This is a genomic window from Mesobacillus sp. ABV4_180 (assembly GCF_056158485.1).
The window spans coordinates 3,845,489-3,871,353 of record NZ_JBSWTJ010000001.1 but is presented as its reverse complement, the minus strand read 5'-3'; the positions used below and the strand labels follow the sequence as shown (position 1 = coordinate 3,871,353).

Here is a 25,865-nt window from a genome sequence, read left to right as displayed (position 1 = left end):
ACGTGGCCGCTTTTAATAGAACTGCTTATTCCTTATCCTCAAGCGCTGCTTTCAGCAAATCGCCGAGGCTTGTGCCGAAATTGGATTCGGATGGTGCGTATTTTTCCTTCAGTTTGCGCTCCTCGCGCTTGGAAACGCCTTTTTTCTTCTTGTCCTCGGCCTTTTCGACGACATTGCACGAGCGGCACTGGAAGTATGCTCCGGCCTTGCCGTTGTGGATTTCCATCCTTTTGTGGCATTGAGGGCAGCGGCGCTGTGACAGCTTTGGATCCTTATGCTTGCGGAAGCTGCATTCAGGGCTGGAGCAGACAAGGATTCGGCCTTCCTTCGTCTTGCGTTCCTTCATGAACTCACCGCATTCAGGACATTTAGATCCCGTAAGGTTATGGGCTCGGTATGTTTTGTCACTTGTCTTGATTTCGGAAACAAGGCGGGAAGTCTGCTCACGGATTCGCTTCTTGAAAGCCTTAGGATCACCTTTGCCGCGTGCAATCTCTTCAAGTTCTTTTTCCCATTTTGCCGTCAGTTCCGGGGAAGTCAGTTCATCGTTCACAAGGTCGAGGAGCTGTTTTCCTTTCCGCGTCGAGTACAGACGGCCGTTCTGTCGTTCCACAACCTCGGAAGAAATCAGGCGCTCGATAATTTCCGCCCGGGTTGCCGGAGTGCCAAGACCGAACTTCTCCATTTTAGCGAGTATGTCCGATTCAGACAGGCGCAGTGGCGGTTCGGTCATTTTTTTGTTCAACGTCACTTGGCCGACTGCATAGCTTTTGCCTTTTTCCAGATGGCCGAGCGATTGCGTACCTGCATCGTCTTCATCTTTTCCAAGAACTTTTTTATAGCCAAGCTCGAGGATGTTCGTTTCCCGAGCGGACAATGATTCACCCTCGACCTCGAAGCTTGCATGGACCACTTCATATTGATAGGCCGGGTAAAATAAAGCCAGGAACCGGCGCACGATCAAATCGTACAGCTTCCGTTCATCCGGTGATAAATCGGCGAGGTGAAGCCTCTCTTCCGTAGGAATGATCGCATGGTGGTCAGTGACTTTTTCATTATTGAACACACGGCGCGCCTGCACTTTTCCTTTTTGCGCAAGAGCAGGCTTCGCTTCATCCTTGTAGCCGGACATGATTCCTTGCAGGCGGTCTGCCATCGTCGCTTCCATATCGGTCGTCAAATAGCGTGAATCCGTACGAGGATAGGTGACGAGCTTATGCTGTTCGTATAATCCCTGCAGCACATTGGATGTTTTCTTCGCAGAGAATCCATATCGTTTATTGGCGTCACGCTGAAGTTCTGTCAGGTCATATGGAAGCGGCTGTGGCTCTGACTTTTGCTTGCGGTCCAGTGATTTCAACACAGCTTTCTTATTGGAAAGCTTCTTTTGAATCTGCTCTGCTTTTTCTTTTGAAAAAATCCGTCTTTCTCCATTGTGCTCCCATTCTGCATTCAACGATCCGACCTTCGCCTGGATCGTCCAGTAATCCTTCGGCACGAACTTGTTGATCTCGTCCTCGCGTTCAAGAATCATCGCTAGCGTTGGTGTTTGGACACGACCTGCAGATAAAGGATCCTTATACTTCGTAGTTAATGCCCTAGAAACATTCAAGCCGATCAGCCAGTCCGCTTCGGCGCGGCAGACGGCAGATTCGTACAGGTCTTCATATTGCTTGCCAGGCTTAAGGTTTTTGAACCCATCCTTGATGGCGCGGTCCGTCTGGGAAGAAATCCACAGACGCTTGATTGGTTTGCGCCAATTTATGCGCTGAAGGATCCATCTTGCGACAAGCTCACCCTCACGACCGGCATCTGTTGCAATGATGAATTCCCCGACATCCTTGCGCTCAGCGAGATGCTCAATCGCTTTGAACTGATGGCTTGTCTGCTTGATCACCTTCAGCCCCATTTTTTCCGGGATGATCGGAAGCTCTTCAAGTTTCCATACCTTATATTTTGGATCATAATTTTCAGGCATCTTCAGTTCGATCAAATGGCCGAGTGCCCAGGTGACGATATATTGATTTCCTTCGAAATAACTCTTATTGGTTTTATTGCATCCAAGCACACGAGCGAGCTCGCGGGCAACACTTGGTTTTTCTGCAAGTACTAATGATTTCATGATTGCTCCTTTCAAAAGACAACAGTTTTACGTATGCTTTACTTAGTATAATAGATAAGAACGATTTTTTGTAATGGAGGAGAGTATGAACGATTATATTAAGGAAATCAATTTGAGCGATAGTACGAGTGCTGCCGAAGTGCATGACCTCCAGAGGAAGGCCTACAGAATCGAAGCAGAACTGATCGGCACAGAAGAAATACCACCGTTAAAAGAAACACTCGAACAGCTGCAGAACTCGGGAGAAACATTTATCGGCTGCTATATTGGTGACAGGCTGGCAGTTGCGGTTTCTTTTAAAAAGGAAGGGGAAGTACTGGATATCCATCGTGTGATGGTCCACCCGGATTTTTTTCGCAGAGGGATTGCTGGCAGATTAATGGATCACCTGGAACAGCGGAAATACACCGGAATAATCGTATCAACTGGAGCAGCCAATACTCCAGCTGTGAAACTTTACGAAAAATTAGGATTTGAAAGGCAAACAGATACAGTAGTTGGCGATGGCCTCGTCATTGCTAATTTCAAGAAGTGACCATGAGCTGGAGTTCCGGTTCGTAAAATTAATCTCCATTGAGAGGTGAAACACAATGGGTGAGGAAAATAAAATCGTGGTTGTCGTAAAAGGGCTTATTTTATATGAGGGAAAAGTACTGTTACTAAAGCGCGGAGCTGATGATGTGACAGGAGCTGGCACGTGGGAAACTGTTGGCGGCAAAATCGAGTTCGGGGAAAGGATTGAGGCGGCATTAAGTCGTGAGATTCACGAGGAAACAGGCTTGACCGTTGATGTTGAAAGGATTCTTTACGCGACAACGTTTAAAACAAACCCAAACAGGCAGGTTGTCCTGCTTACATACTTATGCAGAAGCGAAAGCAATGAAGTCCGGCTTTCGAAAGAGCATTCAGATTACCAATGGGCTGCGATTGATCATTTGAAGATGCTGCTGCCGAAAGAAATCATCGATGACTTCGAATTAAACGACGTGTATTCATCTATTGTCTGAAAAAAGGACCTGGTATGACGCCAGGTCCTTTCATGATTATTCTCTAATATAAACTGCTGTGCCTGTCGCAATGCACATCATCATGCCTTCTCGCAGCGTTTCGAAATCGAGGTCGACGCCGATTACGGCATTCGCGCCCATCCTGCGGGCCTTGTCCTCCATCTCACGGATCGCGATTTCACGGCCTTCCGCCAGTTTGTTTTCATATGCGGAGCTCCTGCCGCCAATCACGTCGGTCACACTTGCCAAAAAGTCACGCACGACATTCGCTCCCATGATCGCTTCCCCTGACACAATCCCCAAATACTTTTCCACTTCTTTTCCTTGCAAAGTTGGTGTTGTTGTAACAATCATTGTTATTTCCTCCTCCGATTTTATGAACGAGCTGCGAGAAAATTGTGTATAACAACATATACGATACCTATGGGAAAAAGTTTCAAATACATAAAAAGAACCTGGCGAAGCACACCAGGTCCTTAGGTATTAAACTTCATCTTCCTCTACGCGATTTTTGAAAGCTTCCTGGACGACGAGGAATTCCTCATCTTCCTGTGCTTCGGTCTCTGGCCGTTTTGCTTTCAAAGCACCCGCAGGCAGGTCGCCAGGGTGGCCCTTTTTCTTATGGTTGAACTCTTTGCCTCTAGCCATTTATGAACCCTCCTTTCTTGTCCAAAGTAGTTTTTCCTGTTAAAGCGCGAAATATAAAAAATCAGTTAATGGGCTGCTGCATATGATTTTATAGAGAGCAATTTTACGAAAGGAGGGCGGCGGCAATGGATGATAAATTGTACGCAAAGGACTTATCTGAGTGCCCAACAGTTTTTTGTGCGACCAGAGACGATCAGGCTCCGCTTTTCACTGCTGAAGCATTGATAAATGGTGACATCAAAAAAATCAACCTGGAGGATTATCGGGGAAAGTGGGTCATTCTATTTTTCTATCCAAGTGACTTTACCTTTGTCTGACCGACAGAATTGGCGGCGGTCGCCGCTGTTTACCCTTATATAAAGGCATTGAATGCTGAACTGCTTTCAATCAGCACAGACAGTGTATTCTCACACAAGGTCTTCAAAGAAACTTCACCTTCATTAAAAAATGTCACCTACCCGATGGTCAGCGACCGTACGCAGGTGATCAGCCGCGCGTACAGGGTGCTCGATGAAACAACTGGTGCGGCATTCCGGGCATCAGTGTTCATTAATCCAGAAGGCATCATTAAAGCAAAGCTGATTTATCCGGGAAATGTCGGCCGGAACCTCCCTGAGCATGTCAGGCTTCTCCAGGCATTTGACTATGCAAAACAAACAGGAAAAGGCGTGCCGGCAAACTGGGTGCCGGGCCAGCAGGGGATTAGTACAGATCCATCCAATATTGGGGAAACATAAGTGTGTATGGAACAGGCCTTGATAAACGGCCTGTTTTTCTTTTGGGTAAAAGAGTTTGGCAAACCCAACCAAATATCTTTTGATGAGATCTGTCACAAAAAGGGCTATGGAACTCTTCAAGGAGTTTCTTGGACATTTCAGGCAAGGGGCAGTAGCGAAATGTCTAATAAAAGGAGTTTCTTGGACATTTCAGACAAGGGGCAGTAGCGAAGTGTCTAATAAAAGGAGTTTCTTGGACATTTCAGATAAGGGGGAGGAGCGAAGTGTCTAATAAAAGGAGTTTCTTGGACATTTCAGAGAAGGGGGAGGAGCGAAGTGTCTAATAAAAGGAGTTTCTTGGACATTTCAGCAATGAAGCAGGAGTGAAATGTCTAATAAAAGTATGTTCCTGGACATTTCAGCCAAGGAGCAGAAGCAAAATGACTAATAAAAGGAGTTTCTTGGACATTTCAGAGAAGGAGCAGGAGCAAAATGTCTAATAAAAGGAGTTTCTTGGACATTTCAGCCAAGGAGCAGGAGCGAAATGTCCAATAAAAGGAGTTTTCTGGACATTTCAGCAATGAAGCAGGAGTGAAATGTCTAATAAAAGTATGTTCCTGGACATCTCAGCTAAGGAGCAGGAGCAAAATGTCTAATAAAAGGAGTTTCCTGGACATTTCAGCTTAGGAGCAGGGCGAAATGTCTAATAAAAGGAGTTTCCTGGACCTTTCAGCCGAGGAGCAGAAGCAAAATGTCTATTAAGTAGAGTTTCTTGGCATTTCAGTCAAGGAGCAGGGCGAAAGGTCTAAAAAGAGATTTAAGGGGCATTTCAGCAAAGGATAGGGGACAGAACATCCATTCCATAAACGATATAATTAGAAAATAATGGTTGAAAGTAATATACTAATAGTGACAAAGTCGAAATTATGGACTGGAGTGGTTCTAATGGATTTTTCAATGGTGGTTTCGGAGGATCGGATCAAGAAGGCCTATAAAGATGGCGAGTTTGAAAATCTGCCAGGCTATGGGAAGCCTTTGAACCTGGAGGATTTATCTGCTATACCTGAGGACTTGAGGATGGCCTACAAAATGCTGCAGAATGCTGGTTTTTCACCTGAGGAGGGTAAACTGAGGCAAGAAGTGATGACAATCGAGAACCTGATTCGCACCTGTGAAAATCCTGAAGAAAAAGAACGGCTCAACCAGGAACTTAGCTCCAAGTTATTAAGGTACAATAAAATCATGTCAAGCCGGGGAGTTAAAACGAATTCTTCGCTTTTTAAAAATTACGAGCGTAAGATTGAAAAAAAGTTATTATAAACAATCAGGGCCAGGCGGAGAGATCCAGCCTGGCCCTTACCTATTTATTATGCACCTAGTGTCTTGATTTTTTCAGCAGCGGCAGCGGTTTGGCCGACGTATGCTGCGATGGTCTGGTTATCATCGTTCAATGTTTCGATTGTTGCGTTCATTTCCTCGAGGCCTGCAGTCGCCTGTTCGATGATGGCCGCAAGTTCACGAGTAGATGCCTCCACATCGACTGTCTGATTTTTTACATCGCTCACAGTCAATTCGAATTGGCCGAATTGGTTAGTCAGCTCACGGAGGGTGCTGCTCACTTCTGAGAAGAAACCGGAAACTTCATTGACGGCAGAGTGGCTTTCAGCAAGCTTTTCACTGCTGTCATTCATTTTTTCAAGTGCTGCCGAGTTTGTTTCGTTAACAGCGGCAAGGTTATCTGTGATTTGCATGGCTGTTTCCTTCGTGATTTCAGCAAGCTTGCGGATTTCGTTGGCTACAACGGAGAAGCCTTTTCCAGCCTCACCTGCACGAGCTGCTTCGATGGAAGCGTTCAATGCAAGCAAATTTGTTTGCTCAGTGATATTACGGATGTTGACGATGAAACCGTTCGTTTCTTCAATTTTCCTAGTGAGCATCGAGAACGTCTGGCTAAGCTCTGCGATGGATCCGGCAAGTTCCTTCATGTCGCCCTGGAGTTCCCCGATTTTTACTGAGCCGTTTTCAGAGGCTTTTGCAGCCTGCAAAGTATTGTCGGATAGGAGGATGGACATTTCGGACATTTCATCCATTCTATGTCTCGTCATCTCGGCGTTTTCAGAAATCTGATTGATCTGTTCAGTCTGTACCTGGCTGCCTGCAGAAATTTCGTTGACGGCGATCTTCATCTCCGTTTGTGATGTTAAGTGCGTCTGGATTTGCTCATTAATCTTTCCGAGGCTATCAGTCACGACTAGCAGCTCACTGTGAAGCAAAGCGCTGTGATTTTCTTTCCGAGCTGTTTCTTTTTCTGATTCTGCGAGAAATGCTTCAAGTGATTTATATGTGTTGCGGTTCAAACGAATCAGGACGAAAAGGACTGCACCAAGCAAGATATAACAAAGCAAAATCGCTGCGAAGTTATTGCTGAGAAATTCTTGGTCAGCCGATGCCATCTGGGCGTTCATCACCACGGCCGCCAGACCCAGTGTGTAACCTGTGACAAAGATTTTTGTATCAAAATGGATGGCTGAAAAGACTGCGAGGAAGAGCAGGACGAGCAAAAATGCGCCATTGCCTCCAAACTTACTTATATAGAAAAAGTGATGAATAAATATAGCTGCAATGGCGGCATAAGGGAAGAAAGATTCTCTTTTAAGCCACAGCTGGAAAATCAGGAAAAATAAAATAAAAAACGATAATTCACTTGCATAAACCATTGTTTTCAACATTGGTTCCTTTTCGATGATGGTATACGCAGTTGTTGCGGCCAGCGATACAGAATAAGTACTGAGCATCAGTATGTTCTTCTTTTTCGTATCCTGCCTGCGGAGATTTTCAATCGCCTCCACGTTAAATCCTCCTTAGATGATAAATGTCTTTACATATGTTATATCGGCATAGAAATTCCAAGTTTTTATCTGTTGATAAAAATAATTTTTACGCTGCTTTTACTTAAGATTTATAAAAATATGTCGAAATAAAGAGAGATATTATGACAATCGATCAACATGAAATAGAAATAGAAGTAAAGCAGACAGGGGAGTCGTAAATGGATAAGTCGTCGATCATTGGGGTCATTTTAGCGATCATTGCGGTAGGAGTGGGGATGGTTTTCAAAGGTGTTAGCCCGAGCGCTCTTGTCAATCCGGCCGCGATTTTAATCATAATGGTGGGAACTGTTGCAGCGGTGACAATTGCATTTCCTGCAAATGAACTGAAAAAAGTGCCTAAGCTGTTCAAAATTTTGTTCAAGGAACAGGAAAGTACTGATTTGCCAGCATTGATCCGCTTATTCTCGGAATGGGCGCAGCTTGCCCGTAAGGAAGGCTTGCTTGCACTAGAAGCGAAAACAAGTGAAATCGATGATGAGTTTTTAAAGAATGGCCTTTCGCTTGCGGTTGACGGGCAGAGCGCGGATTACATCAGGGACGTTCTAACTGAAGAAGTGGAAGCGATGGAGGAACGCCACCTTTCAGGTGCGGCTATTTTCACCCAGGCTGGAACATATGCCCCGACGCTCGGAGTTCTAGGAGCGGTTGTCGGTTTGATTGCGGCCCTCAGCCATATGGATAATACCGACGAGCTTGGCAAGGCAATCAGTGCCGCTTTCGTAGCGACCTTGCTGGGGATTTTCACCGGATATGTCTTATGGCACCCATTTGCCAATAAATTAAAGCGTAAATCGAAACAAGAAGCAAAAGTGAAATACATGATGATTGAAGGGATTCTATCCATTCTTGAAGGGGAAGCGCCACGAGTGATTGAACAAAAGCTTGCTTCCTATCTGCCTGCTGGCGAGCGCAAGCTGATTCTTGAAGAAAGCAGCGTGACGAAGGATGAGTAGGAAAAAGAAGAAGCACCATCACGAGGAGCATATGGATGAATCATGGCTGATCCCGTATGCGGATCTGCTCACCCTCCTGCTGGCGCTGTTCATCGTACTTTTCGCGATGAGCTCGGTTGATGCGGTAAAATTCCAGCAGCTTTCGAAGGCCTTCAATGATGTTTTTGCCGGAGGGACAGGCGTATTTGAATTCCAGAGCCCAATGCCTGAAGGCCAAATGGAATCGCCTGATGAACGGAAGGAAGATGTTGAAAAGAATGACCAGGATGCTGCCGCGAAGGACCAAATGGAGCTTCAGGCGCTGCAGCAGAAGGTCAATGCATATATTGAAGAAAAGAAGCTTACAGACAAGCTTAATACTAAGCTGACAGATGAAGGGCTGCTGCTGACAATCAGGGATAATGTCCTGTTTGAATCGGGGAGGGCGGAGGTTCGAGCATCTGATCTTACTATCGCGAATGAAATCGCGGATTTGCTGATCATGGAACCGCCTCGGAACATCATCATCAGCGGGCACACAGACAATGTGCCGATCAGCACAGCGAGATATGAATCGAACTGGGAATTGAGCGTCATGCGCGCAGTTGAATTCATGAAGATCATCCTGAAAAATGAACAGCTAGACCCGCGCTGGTTCAGTGCAAAAGGCTTTGGCGAGTTCCAGCCGGTTGCGACGAATGACACCGCGGAAGGCAAAGCCAGGAACCGCCGTGTAGAAATTTTAATCCTCCCCCGGACAAGCAATAATCCCGGGCAATGATAGATAACCGCTGCCATTCATATCTGGCGGCGGTTTTATTTTGAAAAAATAGCATTTTCATAATTTTGGATATTTGTTATGATTGAGGAATCCAACTTTATGAGGTAAAAAGAGATGAATAATCTAAAAAACTATTACAGGCAGTTCCACCCGATTGTCTGGGTGCTGTTGAGCGGGACGGTACTTGCAAGAGGTTCAGCTTTCGCGACTCTGCCATTCCTGGCCATCTACCTTTCAAGGAATCTCGATTTGCACCCGGTAATGATCGGTCTCACGATTGGAATCAGTCCATTGTCAGGTGTAATCGGAGGCTTCCTTGGTGGGCATTTGTCCGACAAATACGGCCGTAAGCCGGTCATGATTGGTTCATTGTTTTCGATGTCACTGGTCTATTTCGGATTCTTGATTGCTGAGACACCAGGTTGGTTCATTGTCCTGAATGCACTGAATGGCTTGAGCGGTTCGTTCTTTGAGCCGACCGGCCAGGCGCTGATTGCCGATTTAACAGAAAAAAGCAAACGGATGAGGGCTTTCTCGCTTAGATATACGGCAATCAATATTGGTGCTTCAGTTGGACCGCTGCTGGGTGCTTATCTTGCAGTAGTCTCTGCAAAATCAGCATTCATGGTAACGGGGGGCATGTACTTTATTTATGTGCTGATACTTGCGCTAATGATGAAGAAATACAATCTTGGCAATCCGGTGAGTGAAGGTGCTTCGAAAGTGACGATTGCCAGCTCACTGAAAATCATCGGCCAGGACAAGGCATTAAGATTTCTGGTGCTTGGTACAATCATCATTAACTTTGGCTACTCGCAAATAGAATCTAATGTGCCGCAATATCTTGAGTCCACGATTGCAAATGGGGTTTTCGTTTACTCTATTATGCTTTCAATCAATGCGGTTATGGTCGTCCTGCTGCAAATGCCAATCAGCCATTTTGCGGAACGTTTCAAGCCGATGCAGGTGATGATGGCTGGAGCGGTCTTCCTGTCAGCGGGCATGCTGACATTTGGTTTTGTAACCGGCTGGTACTTGAGTATTTTAGCAATCGTATTCGTGACAATAGGGGAGATCCTGATTTTTCCCTCGAGCAGTTATCTTGTCGACCAGCTGGCAACCGATGAATTGCGAGGAACCTATTTTGGAGCAGCGCAGTTCAGGAAAATCGGGCACTTCCTCGGTCCAATTACTGGCGGGTTCCTTTTAAAGGAAGCTGGAGGAACTGTTTTATTCCCCGTCATAGCCATTGCCGTGCTCTTAAGTATCCTGTTCTTCATCCGGGGTAACAGGATTTTTGTAAAAGCAGCACCAGCAGCAGTTGAAAATTAATGCAAAGAAGGGCAAGATTCCGTGAGAATCTTGCCCTTCTTTGCGTATTTGAAGTTTCCATTTTCGATAAAATTACTCGGTTTCCTGTTTGTGTGTATCAGGTTTGCACATTTTATCCACAGTAAAACCGATCACAAGCATCATGGCAATTGGAATGGAGAAGTTTAGTATATGAACAATGGTCATGTCCAAGTCCTCCTTCGTATTTTCTAAGCTAAGCATATTATTTACATTATATTGCATTTGTCACAAAATAGACAAATTCATTTCGGATAATTCTGAAAACTTATTTCGAAAACTGTATTGCTGCCAGATTTTACTGAATGTACTGTGGATAACTTCAACTTTTCCCCATATTATCCTCAAAATTTCAACACATTTATTTGTTAATTTTAAAAGAGATTATTTTTGGGAGAGGAGAAACAAATGGCACTACCAGGCAGTGGCAAGATCATTCTTACTTTTCTCTTATTATTTGTGCTTAGCCAAACCCATGCCTTCGCGGAAGATTTGAAGGTTGAAGAAGGGCAATCTATTCAAGCTGCTATAAAACGTGCCCATAATGGGGATAGAATTTTAGTCTCCCCTGGATTTTATAAAGAGAATTTAATGATTAACAAAGGAATTACCGTTAAAGCCGAAGATGGTGCGATCATTGATGGGGGAAGAAAAGGGAATGTCATCATGATCACAGCTTCAAACACCGTTGTCGAAGGGCTGACAATCACAAATAGCGGTACCAACCAGGAGGATAGCGGAATCTACATCAAAAAAGCCCGTAATACGATGGTTAGAAACAACAAAATGAAAGACGTCCTATATGGAATTTTTATAGCGAACAGCAACGGAAGTAAGGTACTGGAAAATACGATTTCTAGCTATGAATCTCATTTTTCGAGAAGGGGAAATGGCATCCATCTATTTAAGGGTGGAGGCCACAAGATAGTGGGAAATGAAATTTCGGATGTCCAGGATGGGGTCTACTTTGATTTTACAAAAGAAATCAAGGTGAGTGAAAATCATATCCTTCAATCTCGCTACGGAATGCACTTCATGTTCAGCGAGAAAGTTTTAGCCGAGAAAAATCATGTTGAGAAAAATGTCACAGGCTTCATGGTGATGAATTCCAATCATATAGAATTCATTGAAAACAAAGTAATCGATCATTTTCATTTCCGCGGATTCGGAATCCTGATTTATGAAACGAAGAATGTCCTGGTTAAAGGTAATGAAATCCTGCGGAACAGTACTGGACTGTCACTGGAATACGGGGTGGACACACTGACGAGCAGGAATCTTATCGGTGCCAATCAAGTCGGCCTTGAATTCAAAGGCGACAATAAAAGGAACACGTTCACTGAGAACAATTTTATCGGCAATGTTGTCCAGTCAAAGATTTCAGGCAATGATATGAGGCTGGATGATGGTGAGAAAGGGAACTACTGGGATGACTACGGCAGCTTCGATCTCAACGGTGACGGAATCGGGGAGGAAGCTTATAAGGCGGGATCGCTATATGACCGCTTTTTGCAAAAGCAGCCTTACTGGCAATTTTTCTTCGAAAGCCCGTCAATCAAATTGTGGACGAAAGCTGAATCGATGTTTCCTACCTTAGGGTCAGCAAATGTATATGATGCCAGGCCGCTCGTGGAGCAAGTTGTCAAGCATCGAGAAGCAGAGCAAAGCGGAAAAAGGACGATTCTTCCAGGAGCAGCAGGTGTCGTTTTTATTTTAATGTCTTTACTTGTCATCATGAAAGGAAGGAAACTGCTATGATCAAAAAAATTGGAATATTAATGTTTCTATCCACGGCACTGGCCAGCTGTCAGAACAGCACGATGGAGCCAGAAGAAATCAATCCTGAAATAGATGTGTGCGAGGTTTGCAATATGGGAATTGCCCATGAGCATTTTGCGTCAGAGGTCGTAACGGAAGAAGGCGAAGTCTATAAATTTGATGATATCGGATGTATGGAAGAATTCATGCAGAAAGAGCCGAATGTGGAAGATGAAGGGGAAGCAAAAAGTTTTGTGCGGGATATGGATACTGGTGAGTGGGTTGAGTTGGAGAAGGCCTACCATGCCTATCATCCTGAATTCTGGACGCCGATGGCCAATGGCGTCGTCAGCTTCAAGGAAAAAGCAAGTGCAGAGATGTATGTGAAGGAACAAGGCATGGGAGAAGTACTGGACTATCAATCTTTACAAAAACATGAGTGGAGCTGGAACCAATGATGCAGATCGCAAGACAGCAAATGACATTGATGATGAGGAGCCACTGGCTTGCCGGCTTTGGCCTCCTGTTTTCATCCCTCGCCATCATGGTCGCCTTCCTAGGAAACACAGGGGAAGCAGGTTTCGATGGATTTAACAGGATGACGGCCAGTTTGCTTAATGTGAATCTGCTATTGATCCCGCTGCTGTCACTTTTGATCGGCAGCCTGTTCCTGTCAGGTGAGAAAGAGGACAGGGGATTGATGCTGCTGCTGACATACCCTGTCTCTACATGGAGCGTGATACTCGGTAAGTACGCAGGATTATTTGTCGCTGTCTGGTCTGTTTTAACATTTGGCTATGGTGCTGCCTTGATGGTGATTTTCTTTACAGGGGGCGGAGTTGCTGTTTCTTCACTGCTTTTGTTTTACTTGTATTCAATCTTGCTGGCAGCAATTTTCCTGTCCTTGGCAATGATGATTGGCATTGTCTCAAAGACGCGTTTCCAAGCGCTTGGAATCAGCTTGATTGTCTGGGCATTCCTTGTCCTTTTTTATGAGTTCATCATTATGGGAGCAAGCATGTTCATGGTGAAGCAGTGGATTCTGCCGATGCTGACAGCTTCGATTTTTCTTAATCCTGTTGAATTGATCCGGGTTCAGTCGATCCTGTCTTTGGATGGAGCGTCTGTGTTTGGCCCGCGTTTATACGATTTAACGATCTGGGCAGACGGCATGTCGGGCAAAGTGCTGTTTGCTGCAGGAGTTCTTTTGTGGACAGCGCTACCTGTATTGTATACAGTCCGAAGGGTTGAAAGGGGGGCAATAGATGAGTAGCAGGGAATGGATCAGGATTGAAGGATTGGCAAAACATTATAGCGAATCGAAAAAAATAACGGACATCAGCCTTACGATTGAAAAGCCTGAAATCTTCGCACTCTGCGGCGGGAATGGTGCCGGTAAAAGCACGCTGATCAAGATGCTGACAGGGATCATGAAGCCGACAGCCGGCAAGGTTTTCCTTGACGGAAAAGAATTGGGCCCGAGAGATTTCGAATTTAAGAAAATGTTCTCCTATATGCCGGACGAAATGCTGTTCCCGCGCCAATTGACGGGTCTGGAGGTCCTGACATTTTTCGCGGGATTAAGAGGGATTAACAAGCAAAAGGTGAACGAAGCCCTCAAGCAGGTCGGATTGTACGATGTGAGGAATACACCAATCAAGCAATATTCCAAAGGGATGCAGCAGCGGCTGTCGCTTGCCCAGGCATTGCTGCCCAACGTGCCGCTAAGGATTCTCGATGAGCCGACGAATGGACTGGATCCATTCTGGGTGTTCCGTTTCAAGGAAATCATCCAGGAAGAGAAACGCCAGGGAAGGACAATTTTCTTAACGACCCACATCCTGAGCCTGGTGGAGGAACTGGCAGATCGAGCTGCGTTCATGCAGGAAGGGAAACTGCACTATTGCGAACCTGTAAGTTCGCTTGTGCATAAAAATGGTGTTTATACACCTCTTGAAAAGGTATTCTTCAATTAATAAGCTAAAAAGCCCGGTGCGGGTTAATTCCGCACCGGGTTTTTTATTGTGCATGATCATCGCTTTTTTGACTATCGATACCATTGTTTTCATTCTTGCCCATCATGTCACTATGATCTTTTTTATCCATGCTGCCGCTGCTCATTTTCATTTTTTTCATATACCGTTCATTGGCCATCTGGTCAATTTCCTCCCATGATGCCATTGCCGGATTTTTGTCGCCATTTTCGGAAATGAATTTTTCTGCGCTTTCGTTATCTTTAAAGAAAGCGTAACCGTATTTCATTGGTGTTTTAAGGTCGGCTTTTACCGGAACGGCTGAATCTGCATCGATCCATTCAGCCGTGACATAGTCACGGACCCACTTTTCTTCATACTCTACTTCATCACGTCTTGGGGAATTCAATAGGCAGCCAGAGTCGTCAAAGAATACATAATCCCCGTCCTTTGATTTCGCTTGTGCTGTGAAAACGCCCATTGGGTCCGTTTCCGTATAAACCTTCATATTGCAGAAGGCACAAACATCGTCTGCACCAGGTTCATGGGGACCATCTGCATGGTCATGTTTTTCTTCTGTTGCTGCAGATGTCTGGCCATCTGTTTCCTTCTTGTTTTCAGCAGTTTCATCGCCGCAAGCTGACAGGATTATCAATAAAAAAAATGCCATTAAAATCATTGATCGTTTTTTCACTTAATTCTCCTCCTTTTATCGATTTAATCCTAACAGGCAGTTGTGATTAAATTACGAAAAAATCGTGGTGAAAGCGTGAGAAGCAAAAGATTTTTTTGACGATTTTGTGACAAAATGACAGGCGAAATGGATTCCTTCAGTAAATACAATGATTTAAAACTACACAGGAATGTAAAGGATTTTTAATATTATTGTGTATATTCAGACAAAGGTATAAAATTTGGATATAAGCAAGATTTTGGAAATAGCGAGGTGCGCAAAATGAACGAAAAAGAGGCTTTAATCCTTAAACAAATAAAGAAAAATCCGTTCATTTCACAGATTGAACTGGCTGCGAAGACAGATGTGTCAAGTTCAGCAGTTGCCGGCTATATTTCATCACTAATAAAGCAAGGGAAGGTCCTTGGACAGGCCTACATTTTACCAAAAAAAAGACAGGTACTGTGCGTGGGGGGAGCCAATATCGACCGGAAAATCTGGTCGAAGGACGAGCTGAAGCCAGGCACGTCCAACCCGGCAGAAAGCTCCAAGTCATGCGGCGGTGTCGCAAGGAATATCGGTGAAAATCTGGGCAGGCTCGGAAGCGATGTAAGTGTTCTGACCATTGTTGGCGATGACCATGAGGGCCACTGGTTGATGGAATATACCAAAGCTTTTGCGGATGTGACTCCCTCAGAAACGCTTCAGGGCCAGTCGACAGGAGTGTATACGGCAGTTTTGGACTACCAAGGGGAAATGAGCGTAGCATTGGCAGAGATGTCAATCTATGATTCTATCACTCCGGATTTCATCGACCGCAAATGGGGCTATTTCGCATCTTCTGAACTTATTATGCTTGATTCTAATTTTCCAGCTGAAGTTCTAGAAAGAATAATAGTACGCTGCCGGAAAGAAAATATCCAGCTCTGCATCACTCCAGTTTCTTCACCAAAAGCGAAGAAATTGCCGCACGACTTATTGGGGGTGACGTGGCTGATTGCCAACAAGGATGAAGCTGAAGCCATTTCTGGCATCACGATTGAAAATGAAGGGGACTTTTTTAAAGCTGCCGAAATAATCATCCATAAAGGTGCAGAAAGGGTGGTCATCAGCCGGGGAGATAAAGGCCTTGTATATTTCACGGCAAAAGGTGAAGCTGGAGTCCTGATTCCGCCAGCCATATCCGTCATCGATGTGACCGGGGCAGGGGATTCCCTTGTGGCAGGAATCATCTATGCCCACTTGAATGGAATCCAGACAGAGGATGCCTGCAAAATCGGAATGGCATGTTCGATTCTGACATTGCAAACAATTGAAACAGTGAATCCAATCCTGAACAATAAGCAATTGCTGGAAACGTATAAACAAAATTTTAAATAAGCGAGGTACTGCATGCTGGAAAAATGGCTTGAATACTCACAGGAAGTTATAGAAGCAAGGGCAGCTGGCAAACCGATCGTTGCCCTCGAATCTACGATTATATCACATGGAATGCCTTATCCACAGAACGTCCACACAGCAAGGGAAGTGGAAAGGATGATCCGGGACCATGGAGCAGCGCCCGCAACCATTGCCATCCTGGATGGGAAAATAAAGATTGGCCTCTCAGATGAAGAACTGGAATACCTTGGCCAAAGCAAGAATGTGGAGAAGGCGAGCAGGCGCGATCTCCCGTATTTGTTATCCACAAGTAAAAATGGAGCGACAACGGTGGCAGCAACGATGATTTGCGCAGATTTGGCAGGCATCGAGGTATTTGTCACCGGAGGAATTGGCGGGGTCCATCGCGAAGCTGAAACGACGATGGACATTTCGGCAGACCTGCAGGAGCTTGCCAGGACGAATGTAGCCGTTGTATGTGCTGGTGCAAAATCAATTCTCGATTTAGGCTTGACCCTTGAATACCTGGAAACTCATGGAGTTCCCGTTGTAGGCTTTGGCACAGATTCGCTCCCAGCTTTTTATACCCGGACGAGCCCATATAATGTAAACTTCCGCCTTGATACAGCAGAGTCTGTAGCAGAAATGATCAGAACGAAATGGCAGTTGGGTCTAGATGGAGGAATTGTCGTGGCGAATCCGATTCCTGAAGAAGATGCTCTGGATGAGAGTTTAATAGCTGAAGTAATTGAAAAAGCACTGGACGAAGCCAAAGCACAACAAATTGGAGGGAAGCAGGTCACCCCATTTCTGCTAGGAAAAGTAAAAGAATTGACCGAAGGAAAAAGTCTTGTCGCGAATATCGCGCTTGTCAAAAATAATGCCAAGGTCGGAGCAAAGATCGCAACAGCTCTTGCCAAACAGAGAATCAGCCTTTGAGGCTGGTTCTTTTTTTAGGTCTAAATACTGGAAGAAGTTAATACTATCTGTAAATGGGAGATTTACTCAGTCTATAAAAAGAACGATATCGTTCATTAAAAAAAACGAAAAAGTAAGAGAATTGGAGATAATTCTTAAAAACGAACGATTTTTGTTCTTTTTTAAGAAAAAATAGCTGTTTTTGGACTTTTTCACAAATGAATCCAATGGACTATACTCGAATGGAAACAGGTGGAATTTGAAAGGATTTTAAGGAGGATGAATGACCGTGTTCAGAAAAAATTGTGATCGATGCAATCGTCCCTCGTTTAGCAGCAGTGATATTGGTGAATGGCTTTGCCCTGTTTGCGGTCATGATCTTACAAGATATCCGTTCTTTAACGCCATTAGTCTTGAGAAAGTAGCCAAATTTCCCCGCTGGAAAAACGATGCTTATAAAAAAAATTCTGTATCAAATGAACCCTCATCAAATTTATGGGGGTAAAGGGTTTAAAAAGAGTTCAACAATTAGGTATATATTCTGACAAAAATCTATGAATAAATGGTTTTAATTTTCAGAAAAATAAGCCTTTTCATTGAAATTTTGTAAGTGTTTGGAAGAAAAAAGAAAAAATCCTTACTATCTAGCCGACAAATAGTTACATCATAATGATAAAGAACCAGATACAATGAGATTGGGAGTCAGGGAATAAGAAAAAAGATACAGTAAAAGGCAAACTTGTTGAAAAACTAGGACGCAAAGTCACGGATCTAAGGTGCAATGTACTATGATGGCCGGACTGCCTGGAATACCATAGTATTTTGGGGGGAAGAACTTGATTAAAGAACAGGTAGTTTTCGAAGAACTTGACACAGAATGGATGCAGCTAATTTTACAAGCATTGGAAATGGGAATAAACAAGGAAGAAATCCGAGATTTTTTAACTAAGTCTGGCGCACAGTAAGTCTGTAAGATACGATAAACTCTACATAGAATACAATTTTTTGATCGAGCAGCTCTTCAGGAGGTGCTTTTTATTTTGTTTATAAAAATGAAAAAGGACAGCTAGCTGTCCATTAATCATTTACTTATTGTGGAGTCTCCATTTATTGAATTCTAAAAACTCGCGGAACTGATCTTTTGTAATACCTGAGTCCATTGCTTCCTTTACTAGGTTAACCCAATCAGAATCCATATTTTCTTTATCTGGCTGTTCATTGATTAAGTGATCCACTGGTATATTCAGTACTGCAGCTATTTTCTCCAAAAATTGGATTGATGGATTCGTTTGAAGATTACGCTCCAAAGAACTTAAATAAGATTTCGCGACTCCCGCTTGTTCTGCCAGTTCAGACAGCGACATTCTCTTTTCCTGTCGCAGCTTCTTTACGCGTTCACCAATCACAGACATTCACACACCTTATTTTTTATTATTTTCATTATATCAAAATAAACTTTGCAGTTCCATATAAAGAACAACTAATCGAACACATTATACCTTATATAACGGAGAAATAGTTTAGTATACGTCTGTTTTTTTAGAAAAAAGCATTTGGGAAAGTTTTCTTTAGTTTTAAAAAACCTGTGTGAGTATCCAAACCGCTGAAAAAAAGGTAAAATGGTAGCAATCAAACAAGGTACGGGTGATTGAAATGCAGAAGAAGTATTTGGTGATTTATGAAGAAATCGCAAAACAGATTCAGGAGGGCCATTTTCCGCCTAAGACGATTTTGCCTTCGGAGAATGAGTTCGCAGAACGCTACCAGACCTCAAGGGAAACCATTCGGAAAGCGCTGAACTTGCTGGCACAGAATGGCTTTATTCAAAAAATTCGCGGCAAGGGTTCATTGGTCCTGGATTTGAAAAGACATCAGTTTCCGATTTCTGGTCTGGTCAGCTTCAAGGAGCTCGCTGAGAATATTGGTGGGAAGGCTGAAACGACGGTCGAGGAATTCACTCTCCAGCTTGCTGGTGGTGACATTTCCAGGGAGCTGAATATTGCGGAAACTGAAAAGGTTTGGAAAGTTAAAAGAGTCCGTCAGATTGACGGTGAAAGAGTCATATTGGATAAAGATTTTCTCGTTGAGACTCATGTGCCAGGGCTGTCCAGGAGGAACTGTGAAAACTCCATATTTGAGTATATTGAAAAGAAGCTAGGAAAGAAGATCAGCTTCGCAAAGAAGGAATTCACGGTGGAGGAGCCAAGTGCAGAAGATAGGGAACTTCTCGATATGGAGGGCTTTCACGCGATTGTCATTGTGAAAAATCATATTTATTATGATGATGCAACACTTTTCCAATATACAGAGTCAAGGCACCGGCCAGATAAGTTCCGGTTTGTCGACTTTGCAAGGCGGATGGATACGCAGTCACTCTAATAAAAAAATAAGCTGCCAAGTTTGAAAGAACATTTCAAATTGGCAGCTTTTATTATGGATTAATGCTTCGGATACTTACCGACAAGATGGATGGAACTGATGATCCTTTTATTGATCCACGTCCTGTTCTCCTGGGTGTTTAGCTGCTCAAACACCATTTTGCGTCCATCTTCAGTAGTGACATAGTGGCTTGGAAGTGTGTTCAGGCTGATGGCAATGATATCATTCCTGCACTTCTGGCAATTGCAGAACGTCTGATAATCCGGGCTCATCATCAACACATTAACAAGAGTGGAAACCACTTCTTCCATTACATTGACATAGCTAAAGTTCATGGTGCCCCTTCTCTCCCTATTGATGTCCTATCTTAAATTATAGTTGAATGTCTGAAATATAAAATGTTTTTTTTACATTCGTTTTAAGATAGGTCTTTTGGTGTGTAATTATACTAAAAAATGGAACTGCCTATAAATGTTTTACAAGTATAGGACAGGGAATCTTAATAGTGGAGAATTTTTCAAAGGAGATGTTGTATCTATGAGTAAAAAAGTTGCTTGTTTAATTACAAATCTGTTTGAAGATGCCGAGTATCTTGAACCATCACGTGCTTTTACTGAAGCCGGTCATGAAGTGATGACGATTGAAAAAGAAAAAGGAAAAACAGTTAAAGGAAAGCAGGAAAAAGCCGAGGTAAAAATCGATGAAAGCATCGATAATGTGAAGCCTGAAGACTTCGATGCATTATTCATTCCAGGAGGCTTCTCGCCTGACCAGCTTCGCGAAGATGAGCGGTTCGTCCAATTTACAAAAGCGTTTATGGACGAGAAAAAACCGGTCTTCGCAATCTGCCACGGACCGCAGCTGCTGCTGACTGCCAAAACGCTCGAAGGCAGGGACGCAACAGGCTATAAGTCGATTCGCGTTGATATGGAATACGCCGGAGCGAAGTATCAGGACAAAGAAGTCATCGTCTGCAGCAACCAGCTCGTAACAAGCAGGGAACCGAAGGATATCCCGGCGTTCAATCGCGAAGCGCTGAATTTGTTGAATAAATAGTGAATGATAGACCCTTTTGCAAATGCAAAGGGGTTTTTTATTGGGAACAGATTTTACTCCTACACTTTCATGCATTCCTGTTCATTTTGCTAAAAACATTGTATAAGATAATATAGAAGAAGATGTTTGAACCGGGGAGATGAAGGAATGATCGTTTTAAAATCGGCACGGGAAATTGAAAATATGAAGGAAGCCGGAAAATTGCTTGCTTCTGTCCATAGAGAGCTCCGCAAGATGATCAAGCCAGGGGTGACGACCTGGGAAATTGACCAGTTTGTCGAGGCGTATTTGAAAAAGTATGGCGCAACTCCTGAACAAAAAGGCTACCGAAAATATCAGTATGCGACGTGCGCAAGCATCAATGATGAGGTTTGCCATGGCTTTCCGCGGAAAGAAACACTTAATGAAGGAGATATTGTCACAATAGATATGGTCGTAAACCTTAACGGTGCACTTGCAGATTCAGCATGGAGCTATGCTGTTGGCAAGGTCAACGGCGAGACTCAAAAGCTGCTCAATGTGACAAAAGAGGCATTATACCGCGGGATTGCTGCTTCTGTACCGGGCAACCGGATCGGTGACATCGGTCATGCAATCCAGTCTTATGTTGAAGCTGAAGGATTTTCGGTTGTACGTGAATTCATCGGTCATGGTATTGGCTCGGTGATTCATGAGAAACCGGATGTACCTCATTATGGCCTGCCAGGAAGAGGGCCAAGGATCAAGGAAGGCATGGTCTTCACGATCGAACCGATGGTCAATGTCGGCGAATGGAAAACGAAGATGGATCAAAATGGCTGGACAGCAAGGACCGTGGACGGAAAGTTGTCTGCCCAGTATGAGCACACGATTGCGATCACAAAGGATGGTCCTGTTATTTTAACGGAACAGAATTAAAAATTTATCGGGCTGAACTCAGTTTGGCTCGATTTTTTTACGGTATGTGAAAATAATTTTCATCATAGGAAAATAATCATGAAAACTTTTGATAAAATAAACGAGTCAAAAGAAGGGGGCAGCAAAATGGCGGGCGAACTGAATGGACAAAACGTGATCGTAAAAATAAAAGCAATCTACTCCTCACTGTCATTGAAAGAGAAGTCAGTGGCGGACTACATTCTGAATAATCCACAGGAAATCATTCATCTTTCCATCACCGAGTTTTCGGAACAAAGTTCTGTCGCAGAAGCGACGATTTTCCGTTTCTGCAAACGACTCGGATTCCGCGGCTATCAAGCATTCAAAATTGCGCTTGCGAGCGAAGTGGTAGAACCGATCAAGAATATCCATGAAGAAATCCGGGAAGAAGATGAAGTATTCACACTGGCGGAAAAAGTATTCTCAGGACATATCGAAGCGATGAAGGGTACACTCAACCTCCTGGATAAAAAAGTGCTTGGAGACATAGTGGATGTCCTCAGCAAGGCGACCAGGATTGATTTTTACGGATCTGGGGGCTCATCGGCAATCGCGCTCGACGCCTATCATAAATTTTTGCGGACAGGCATCAACAGCAATGCTCATAGCGACGGCCACCAGCAAATCATTTCAGCTGCGCTGCTCGGTCCCGGACAGGCAGCAATCGGGATTTCACACAGCGGCAGCAATAAAGATGTCATAGAAGCGCTTCGGATTGCAAAAGCTAACGGGGCAGCGACAATCGCGATCACAAGCCATTATAAATCCCCTCTATCAAGGGAAGCGGACTACGTATTATATACGACTTCACGAGAAACCCTTTTCCGTTCGGAGGCACTTGCTTCAAGACTGGTGCAGCTGAGCCTGATTGATGTGCTGCATGTTGCGGTATCAGTGCGGAGGCAGGAACAGACTTTAGAGAATTTGCAAAAAATCAGGGAAGCAATTTCGATAAAAAGATATTAGGTGTGAAAATTATTTTCTTGTTTTACATATACAAATGAAAAATTATTTGATACTATCAAATTAAAATGAAGGCTCTGCGGGAAATGAGAACGAACCGGCAAAGCCATGACGAAAAAGGAGTGCATCAAAGTGAAACTAGGAATGGTTGGCCTTGGTAAAATGGGCTATAATTTAGTACTGAATTTAATGGAAAATGGCCATGAAGTGGTGGCTAATGATATCAATACAGAAGCAATGGAAAAAATTAAAGCAGAAGGTGCTGAGATCGCTGCTGATTACAAAACGATGGTGGACATGCTGCCGAAACCTCGCGTAATCTGGCTGATGATTCCTGCCGGCGAATTGATCGACCAGGTGATCGAGAAGTTCACGCCATACCTGGAAGAAGGCGACCTCTTGATCGATGGCGGCAACTCCAACTATAAGGATACGCTTAGACGTGCTGAAAAACTTTCCGCTGCAGGCATCCACTTCATGGACGTTGGAACAAGCGGCGGAATGGAAGGCGCTCGCAACGGTGCTTGCACAATGATCGGCGGCGATGCTGAAATGTTCGCGCATGTTGAACCAATTTTCAAAGACATCTCTATCGAAAATGGCTACCTGTACACAGGAAAAGTTGGAAGCGGCCACTTCCTGAAGATGGTCCACAATGGAATCGAATACGGAATGATGCAGGCAATTGCTGAGGGCTTTGAAATCCTTGAGAAGAGCCCGTTCGATTACGATTACAAAGAAGTATCACGCGTCTGGAACCACGGCTCTGTCATCCGCAGCTGGCTGATGGAACTGATGGAAAATGCATTCTCCAAAGAGCCAAAGCTTGAAAGCATCAAAGGTGTAATGCATTCATCAGGCGAAGGAAAATGGACAGTAGAAACCGCACTTGACTTGCAGACAGCAGCACCAGTCATCGCGCTGTCATTGATGATGCGCTATCGTTCACTTGAGGACGATACTTTTACAGGAAAAGTCGTAGCTGCGTTAAGAAACGAATTCGGCGGCCATGCTGTTGAAAGAAAAGAATAGTAAGGTTCAGGCTCTCCTCAACATGAGGAGAGCTTTTTTTAGAACAAAAAACGGTTCTCATAGCTTGAGGACCGTTTCGTTTTCTTATTTATTTTGCTTAAAGAAATCCATGAACGCGTTGTAAAATTCCACACCCTGATAAAAAATAAAGCTTACAGCTGTCAGGGAAAAGAATCCAATCATCAGGAATCGAAACCACATATACACTCCTCCTTGATTTTTATTGCTTTAAATCAAAGAGGTTTGATCACATAATTCGACTGGAAAAAGACTGCTGTAAGAAAGGCAATTAATGCAGTGACCCAGTTATTCTTGTACTCTTTAATAAGAAAAAATCTGGATAAAACAAGAAGGATAAGCACGGGCATGATAAAATGAAGTTTTTTATCTTCTTTACCGGGACCGGGGAGATCTTCGTGCACTTGATCCATAGAAATGAAAGCTTTCGTCTTGATGTCCTTAGTTTTCTCCGAAGGAAGAGTTCCGTGGCTGATTGAAATCAGGAGTAACAGGCTAAGCACAGAAAATGTCAGCTTTCTCACGGTCCCTCACTCCCTTAAAAAGTAGTAACACTATCGTATAACAATATATGCACAGTGGAAACTAAAAAGTTTTGACATTTTTCTCAGCACAAAAAAAACAGGCACTTGTCCAGTGCCTGCAGCCAATTATTGTTTGCGCAAGTTGCCAAGTTCTTCAGCAATTGCCTGCATTTCATTTGGGCTGAAGTTGTTTTTTCGCATGATCATTTCATAGATTTCCTTCAGCTCTTCATACATTTCGCCGTCAAAATGAGTCGATTTAATGGCGCCAAAGTTCATGACATTCAATTTCTCTTTGATTTTTTCAATCATGAATTCAACATTTTCGGGGCTGTTTTTAGTTAAGTCCAATCCGTTCATCCTCTCAATGGTTGTACCAACATCTTTCCACGTTCACAAAAAAAAGTCAATTAGAAATCCGGCGCCTGACAGACGCCGGAGGTATCTTACGCACTTAATCTTTTCGCCTCGATTTTCTCTTCCTTGATTGCATTCAGGATCTTTCTTGTTTCAACCACAACCACACCGGATAAGCCAAGCAGGCCGATCAGGTTAGGGAATGCCATCAATCCGTTCATGACATCAGAAATGCCCCATACAATCTCCAGCTGGGAAATCGCCCCGATGAATACGGCAATGACATAAGCGATCCGGTAATAAATCACGACTTTCTTGCTGAAAAGATAGGAGAAGCATTTCTCTCCGTAATAGGACCAGCCAATGATCGTCGATGAGGCGAAGAACAGCAGTCCAACAGCAACGATGATGGAACCGGAATTGCCAAGGAATTTGGCAAAGGTTGCAGAAGTCAGTTCTGCTGCAGTTACATCTCCTGTATACAAGCCTCCCATGACAATCGTGATTCCTGTGATTGAACAGATGATGAGTGTATCGATGAATACCTGGGTCATTGACACAAGTGCCTGCCGTCCTGGAAGATCCGTCTTGGCCGCAGCCGCAGCGATCGGAGCAGAACCAAGGCCGGCTTCATTGGAGAATACTCCGCGGGCAACACCCATTCGGATAACAGTTCCAAGTGCGCCGCCGGCAACCGCTTCTCCGGTGAAAGCATCAGTAAAAATCAATGCTAAGGCTGATGGGACAAGGTCGAAATTCATAATCATGACCGCAAGGCCAGCTGCAAGATAGAAAAATGCCATGACCGGCACGAATAAGGCCGTTACTTTTCCGATGCTCTTTATGCCGCCAATCAGGGCAAAAGCCGTAAAAATTGTCAGCACAACTCCGGTAATCCAGGCCGGAACCGAGAAGGTGGAATGAACCACACTGGCAACCGAATTGGATTGAACAAGGTTACCAATTCCAAAAGCGGCAACCGCCCCAAATAAGGCAAAAAGGACTCCAAGCCACTTTTGCCCAAGGCCTCGCTCGAGATAATACATCGGGCCCCCGGACATTTCTCCGTCCTTGTCTTCAACACGGTATTTTACTGCTAAAACAGCTTCGGCATATTTTGTGGCCATCCCGAAGAAAGCGGTGACCCACATCCAGAACACGGCTCCAGGGCCGCCCGTGAAAACGGCAGTAGCAACACCAGCTATATTTCCTGTTCCCACAGTAGCCGCAAGTGCTGTCATCAGAGCCTGGAAATGAGATATATCTCCTTCTGAATGTTTGTCCTGTTTTTTTGTAAAAGCAAGCTTAAGTGAATAAGGAAGCAGCCTCATTTGCAGGAAGCCGATTCTCACTGTTAAATAGATTCCTGTTCCGACAAGCAGGACAAGCAAAGGAGGTCCCCACACCCAGCCGCTGATTTTCCCAATCCAATCTACAAAAGTCATGATGTTCCCCCTTGAAATATTATT

29 protein-coding genes and 1 riboswitch are annotated in these 25,865 nt (G+C 44.1%); of the genes, 19 read left to right on the top strand and 10 right to left on the bottom strand.

Annotated features, from left to right (window positions below):
* Positions 1–25 precede the first annotated feature (25 nt).
* Entirely contained in the window at positions 26–2,122 is a 2,097-nt protein-coding gene (locus tag ACXAEA_RS19760; RefSeq protein ID WP_475097550.1) for a DNA topoisomerase III, read from the bottom strand.
* Between the two features lie 85 nt (positions 2,123–2,207).
* On the opposite strand from ACXAEA_RS19760, the gene ACXAEA_RS19755 reads away from it, so the two are divergent.
* Positions 2,208–2,657, top strand: coding sequence for a GNAT family N-acetyltransferase (locus ACXAEA_RS19755; protein WP_475097549.1), 450 nt, complete (start codon positions 2,208–2,210; stop codon positions 2,655–2,657).
* A gap of 55 nt (positions 2,658–2,712) precedes the next feature.
* Positions 2,713–3,129 carry an NUDIX hydrolase gene (locus ACXAEA_RS19750; RefSeq protein ID WP_475097548.1) on the top strand — a complete coding sequence of 139 codons (417 nt, stop codon included), beginning with the start codon at positions 2,713–2,715 and terminating at the stop codon, positions 3,127–3,129.
* A 36-nt stretch (positions 3,130–3,165) separates the two neighbouring features.
* On the opposite strand, the gene ACXAEA_RS19745 is transcribed toward ACXAEA_RS19750, so the two are convergent.
* On the bottom strand, positions 3,166–3,483 hold the full coding sequence (locus tag ACXAEA_RS19745; protein ID WP_475097547.1) for a YbjQ family protein: 318 nt from the start codon (positions 3,481–3,483) through the stop codon (positions 3,166–3,168).
* A 129-nt stretch (positions 3,484–3,612) separates the two neighbouring features.
* Positions 3,613–3,777 (bottom strand): hypothetical protein, encoded by a 165-nt coding sequence (locus tag ACXAEA_RS19740; protein ID WP_475097546.1) that lies wholly within the window; start codon positions 3,775–3,777, stop codon positions 3,613–3,615.
* 125 nt (positions 3,778–3,902) lie between these two features.
* Between ACXAEA_RS19740 and ACXAEA_RS19735 the strand changes: the two genes are divergently transcribed.
* Both ACXAEA_RS19735 and ACXAEA_RS19730 read left to right on the top strand, forming a co-directional pair.
* Positions 3,903–4,514 carry a peroxiredoxin gene (locus ACXAEA_RS19735; RefSeq protein WP_475097545.1) on the top strand — a complete coding sequence of 204 codons (612 nt, stop codon included), beginning with the start codon at positions 3,903–3,905 and terminating at the stop codon, positions 4,512–4,514.
* A gap of 924 nt (positions 4,515–5,438) precedes the next feature.
* Complete coding sequence (locus tag ACXAEA_RS19730; protein WP_475097544.1) at positions 5,439–5,813, top strand: DnaJ family domain-containing protein; 375 nt, start codon at positions 5,439–5,441, stop codon at positions 5,811–5,813.
* Between the two features lie 47 nt (positions 5,814–5,860).
* Here ACXAEA_RS19730 and ACXAEA_RS19725 read toward each other — a convergent pair whose 3' ends face one another.
* Positions 5,861–7,342 carry a methyl-accepting chemotaxis protein gene (locus tag ACXAEA_RS19725; RefSeq protein ID WP_475097543.1) on the bottom strand — a complete coding sequence of 494 codons (1,482 nt, stop codon included), beginning with the start codon at positions 7,340–7,342 and terminating at the stop codon, positions 5,861–5,863.
* A gap of 200 nt (positions 7,343–7,542) precedes the next feature.
* Between ACXAEA_RS19725 and motA the strand changes: the two genes are divergently transcribed.
* From motA to ACXAEA_RS19690, 7 genes are all read left to right on the top strand, one after another.
* On the top strand, positions 7,543–8,337 hold the full coding sequence (motA, locus tag ACXAEA_RS19720) for a flagellar motor stator protein MotA (protein ID WP_475097542.1): 795 nt from the start codon (positions 7,543–7,545) through the stop codon (positions 8,335–8,337).
* Positions 8,330–9,097 (top strand): flagellar motor protein MotB, encoded by a 768-nt coding sequence (gene motB / locus ACXAEA_RS19715; protein WP_475097541.1) that lies wholly within the window; start codon positions 8,330–8,332, stop codon positions 9,095–9,097. The genes motA and motB overlap by 8 nt, the downstream gene beginning before the upstream one ends.
* A gap of 114 nt (positions 9,098–9,211) precedes the next feature.
* Complete coding sequence (locus ACXAEA_RS19710) at positions 9,212–10,429, top strand: MDR family MFS transporter (RefSeq protein ID WP_475097540.1); 1,218 nt, start codon at positions 9,212–9,214, stop codon at positions 10,427–10,429.
* Between the two features lie 426 nt (positions 10,430–10,855).
* The gene (gene nosD / locus ACXAEA_RS19705; protein ID WP_475097539.1) at positions 10,856–12,205 is read left to right on the top strand and encodes a nitrous oxide reductase family maturation protein NosD; all 1,350 of its coding nucleotides are present in this window, start codon (positions 10,856–10,858) and stop codon (positions 12,203–12,205) included.
* Entirely contained in the window at positions 12,202–12,663 is a 462-nt protein-coding gene (locus ACXAEA_RS19700; RefSeq protein WP_475097538.1) for a nitrous oxide reductase accessory protein NosL, read from the top strand. Before nosD ends, ACXAEA_RS19700 begins: the two co-directional genes overlap by 4 nt.
* Positions 12,660–13,478 carry an ABC transporter permease gene (locus ACXAEA_RS19695; RefSeq protein ID WP_475097537.1) on the top strand — a complete coding sequence of 273 codons (819 nt, stop codon included), beginning with the start codon at positions 12,660–12,662 and terminating at the stop codon, positions 13,476–13,478. Before ACXAEA_RS19700 ends, ACXAEA_RS19695 begins: the two co-directional genes overlap by 4 nt.
* Complete coding sequence (locus tag ACXAEA_RS19690) at positions 13,471–14,181, top strand: ABC transporter ATP-binding protein (protein WP_475097536.1); 711 nt, start codon at positions 13,471–13,473, stop codon at positions 14,179–14,181. Before ACXAEA_RS19695 ends, ACXAEA_RS19690 begins: the two co-directional genes overlap by 8 nt.
* A 43-nt stretch (positions 14,182–14,224) precedes the next feature.
* On the opposite strand, the gene ACXAEA_RS19685 is transcribed toward ACXAEA_RS19690, so the two are convergent.
* Entirely contained in the window at positions 14,225–14,872 is a 648-nt protein-coding gene (locus ACXAEA_RS19685; protein ID WP_475097535.1) for a nitrous oxide reductase accessory protein NosL, read from the bottom strand.
* A gap of 261 nt (positions 14,873–15,133) precedes the next feature.
* On the opposite strand from ACXAEA_RS19685, the gene ACXAEA_RS19680 reads away from it, so the two are divergent.
* From ACXAEA_RS19680 to ACXAEA_RS19670, 3 genes are all read left to right on the top strand, one after another.
* Positions 15,134–16,231, top strand: a complete 1,098-nt coding sequence (locus ACXAEA_RS19680) for a carbohydrate kinase (protein ID WP_475097534.1) — start codon at positions 15,134–15,136, stop codon at positions 16,229–16,231.
* 12 nt (positions 16,232–16,243) lie between these two features.
* Positions 16,244–17,170, top strand: coding sequence for a pseudouridine-5'-phosphate glycosidase (locus ACXAEA_RS19675; protein WP_475097533.1), 927 nt, complete (start codon positions 16,244–16,246; stop codon positions 17,168–17,170).
* Between the two features lie 701 nt (positions 17,171–17,871).
* Positions 17,872–17,957: riboswitch (cyclic di-GMP riboswitch) on the top strand.
* Between the two features lie 28 nt (positions 17,958–17,985).
* On the top strand, positions 17,986–18,114 hold the full coding sequence (locus ACXAEA_RS19670) for an anti-repressor SinI family protein (protein WP_475097532.1): 129 nt from the start codon (positions 17,986–17,988) through the stop codon (positions 18,112–18,114).
* A gap of 120 nt (positions 18,115–18,234) precedes the next feature.
* Here the strand turns inward: ACXAEA_RS19670 and ACXAEA_RS19665 are convergent, their stop codons facing one another.
* A complete protein-coding gene (locus ACXAEA_RS19665; RefSeq protein ID WP_475098176.1) occupies positions 18,235–18,555 on the bottom strand; it encodes a helix-turn-helix domain-containing protein in 321 nt (106 codons plus the stop codon).
* Positions 18,556–18,802: 247 nt separating this feature from the next.
* On the opposite strand from ACXAEA_RS19665, the gene treR reads away from it, so the two are divergent.
* The gene (gene treR, locus ACXAEA_RS19660; protein WP_475097531.1) at positions 18,803–19,528 is read left to right on the top strand and encodes a trehalose operon repressor; all 726 of its coding nucleotides are present in this window, start codon (positions 18,803–18,805) and stop codon (positions 19,526–19,528) included.
* Positions 19,529–19,587: 59 nt separating this feature from the next.
* Here the strand turns inward: treR and ACXAEA_RS19655 are convergent, their stop codons facing one another.
* Positions 19,588–19,863 carry a late competence development ComFB family protein gene (locus tag ACXAEA_RS19655; protein ID WP_475097530.1) on the bottom strand — a complete coding sequence of 92 codons (276 nt, stop codon included), beginning with the start codon at positions 19,861–19,863 and terminating at the stop codon, positions 19,588–19,590.
* A 202-nt stretch (positions 19,864–20,065) separates the two neighbouring features.
* Here ACXAEA_RS19655 and ACXAEA_RS19650 point away from each other — a divergent pair, with 202 nt between their 5' ends.
* From ACXAEA_RS19650 to gnd, 4 genes are all read left to right on the top strand, one after another.
* Entirely contained in the window at positions 20,066–20,584 is a 519-nt protein-coding gene (locus tag ACXAEA_RS19650) for a type 1 glutamine amidotransferase domain-containing protein (protein ID WP_475097529.1), read from the top strand.
* Positions 20,585–20,731: 147 nt separating this feature from the next.
* Entirely contained in the window at positions 20,732–21,481 is a 750-nt protein-coding gene (gene map, locus ACXAEA_RS19645; protein ID WP_475097528.1) for a type I methionyl aminopeptidase, read from the top strand.
* Positions 21,482–21,607: 126 nt separating this feature from the next.
* Positions 21,608–22,468, top strand: a complete 861-nt coding sequence (locus ACXAEA_RS19640; protein WP_475097527.1) for a MurR/RpiR family transcriptional regulator — start codon at positions 21,608–21,610, stop codon at positions 22,466–22,468.
* Between the two features lie 129 nt (positions 22,469–22,597).
* Positions 22,598–23,497, top strand: coding sequence for a phosphogluconate dehydrogenase (NAD(+)-dependent, decarboxylating) (gene gnd, locus ACXAEA_RS19635; protein WP_475097526.1), 900 nt, complete (start codon positions 22,598–22,600; stop codon positions 23,495–23,497).
* A gap of 233 nt (positions 23,498–23,730) precedes the next feature.
* Here the strand turns inward: gnd and ACXAEA_RS19630 are convergent, their stop codons facing one another.
* The 3 genes from ACXAEA_RS19630 to ACXAEA_RS19620 all read right to left on the bottom strand — a co-directional run bounded on the left by ACXAEA_RS19630 (position 23,731) and on the right by ACXAEA_RS19620 (position 25,841).
* A complete protein-coding gene (locus ACXAEA_RS19630) occupies positions 23,731–24,039 on the bottom strand; it encodes a hypothetical protein (RefSeq protein WP_475097525.1) in 309 nt (102 codons plus the stop codon).
* 126 nt (positions 24,040–24,165) lie between these two features.
* Positions 24,166–24,390, bottom strand: coding sequence for a DUF1128 domain-containing protein (locus ACXAEA_RS19625; protein WP_475097524.1), 225 nt, complete (start codon positions 24,388–24,390; stop codon positions 24,166–24,168).
* A gap of 95 nt (positions 24,391–24,485) precedes the next feature.
* Entirely contained in the window at positions 24,486–25,841 is a 1,356-nt protein-coding gene (locus ACXAEA_RS19620) for an alanine/glycine:cation symporter family protein (protein WP_475097523.1), read from the bottom strand.
* Positions 25,842–25,865: the final 24 nt, after the last annotated feature.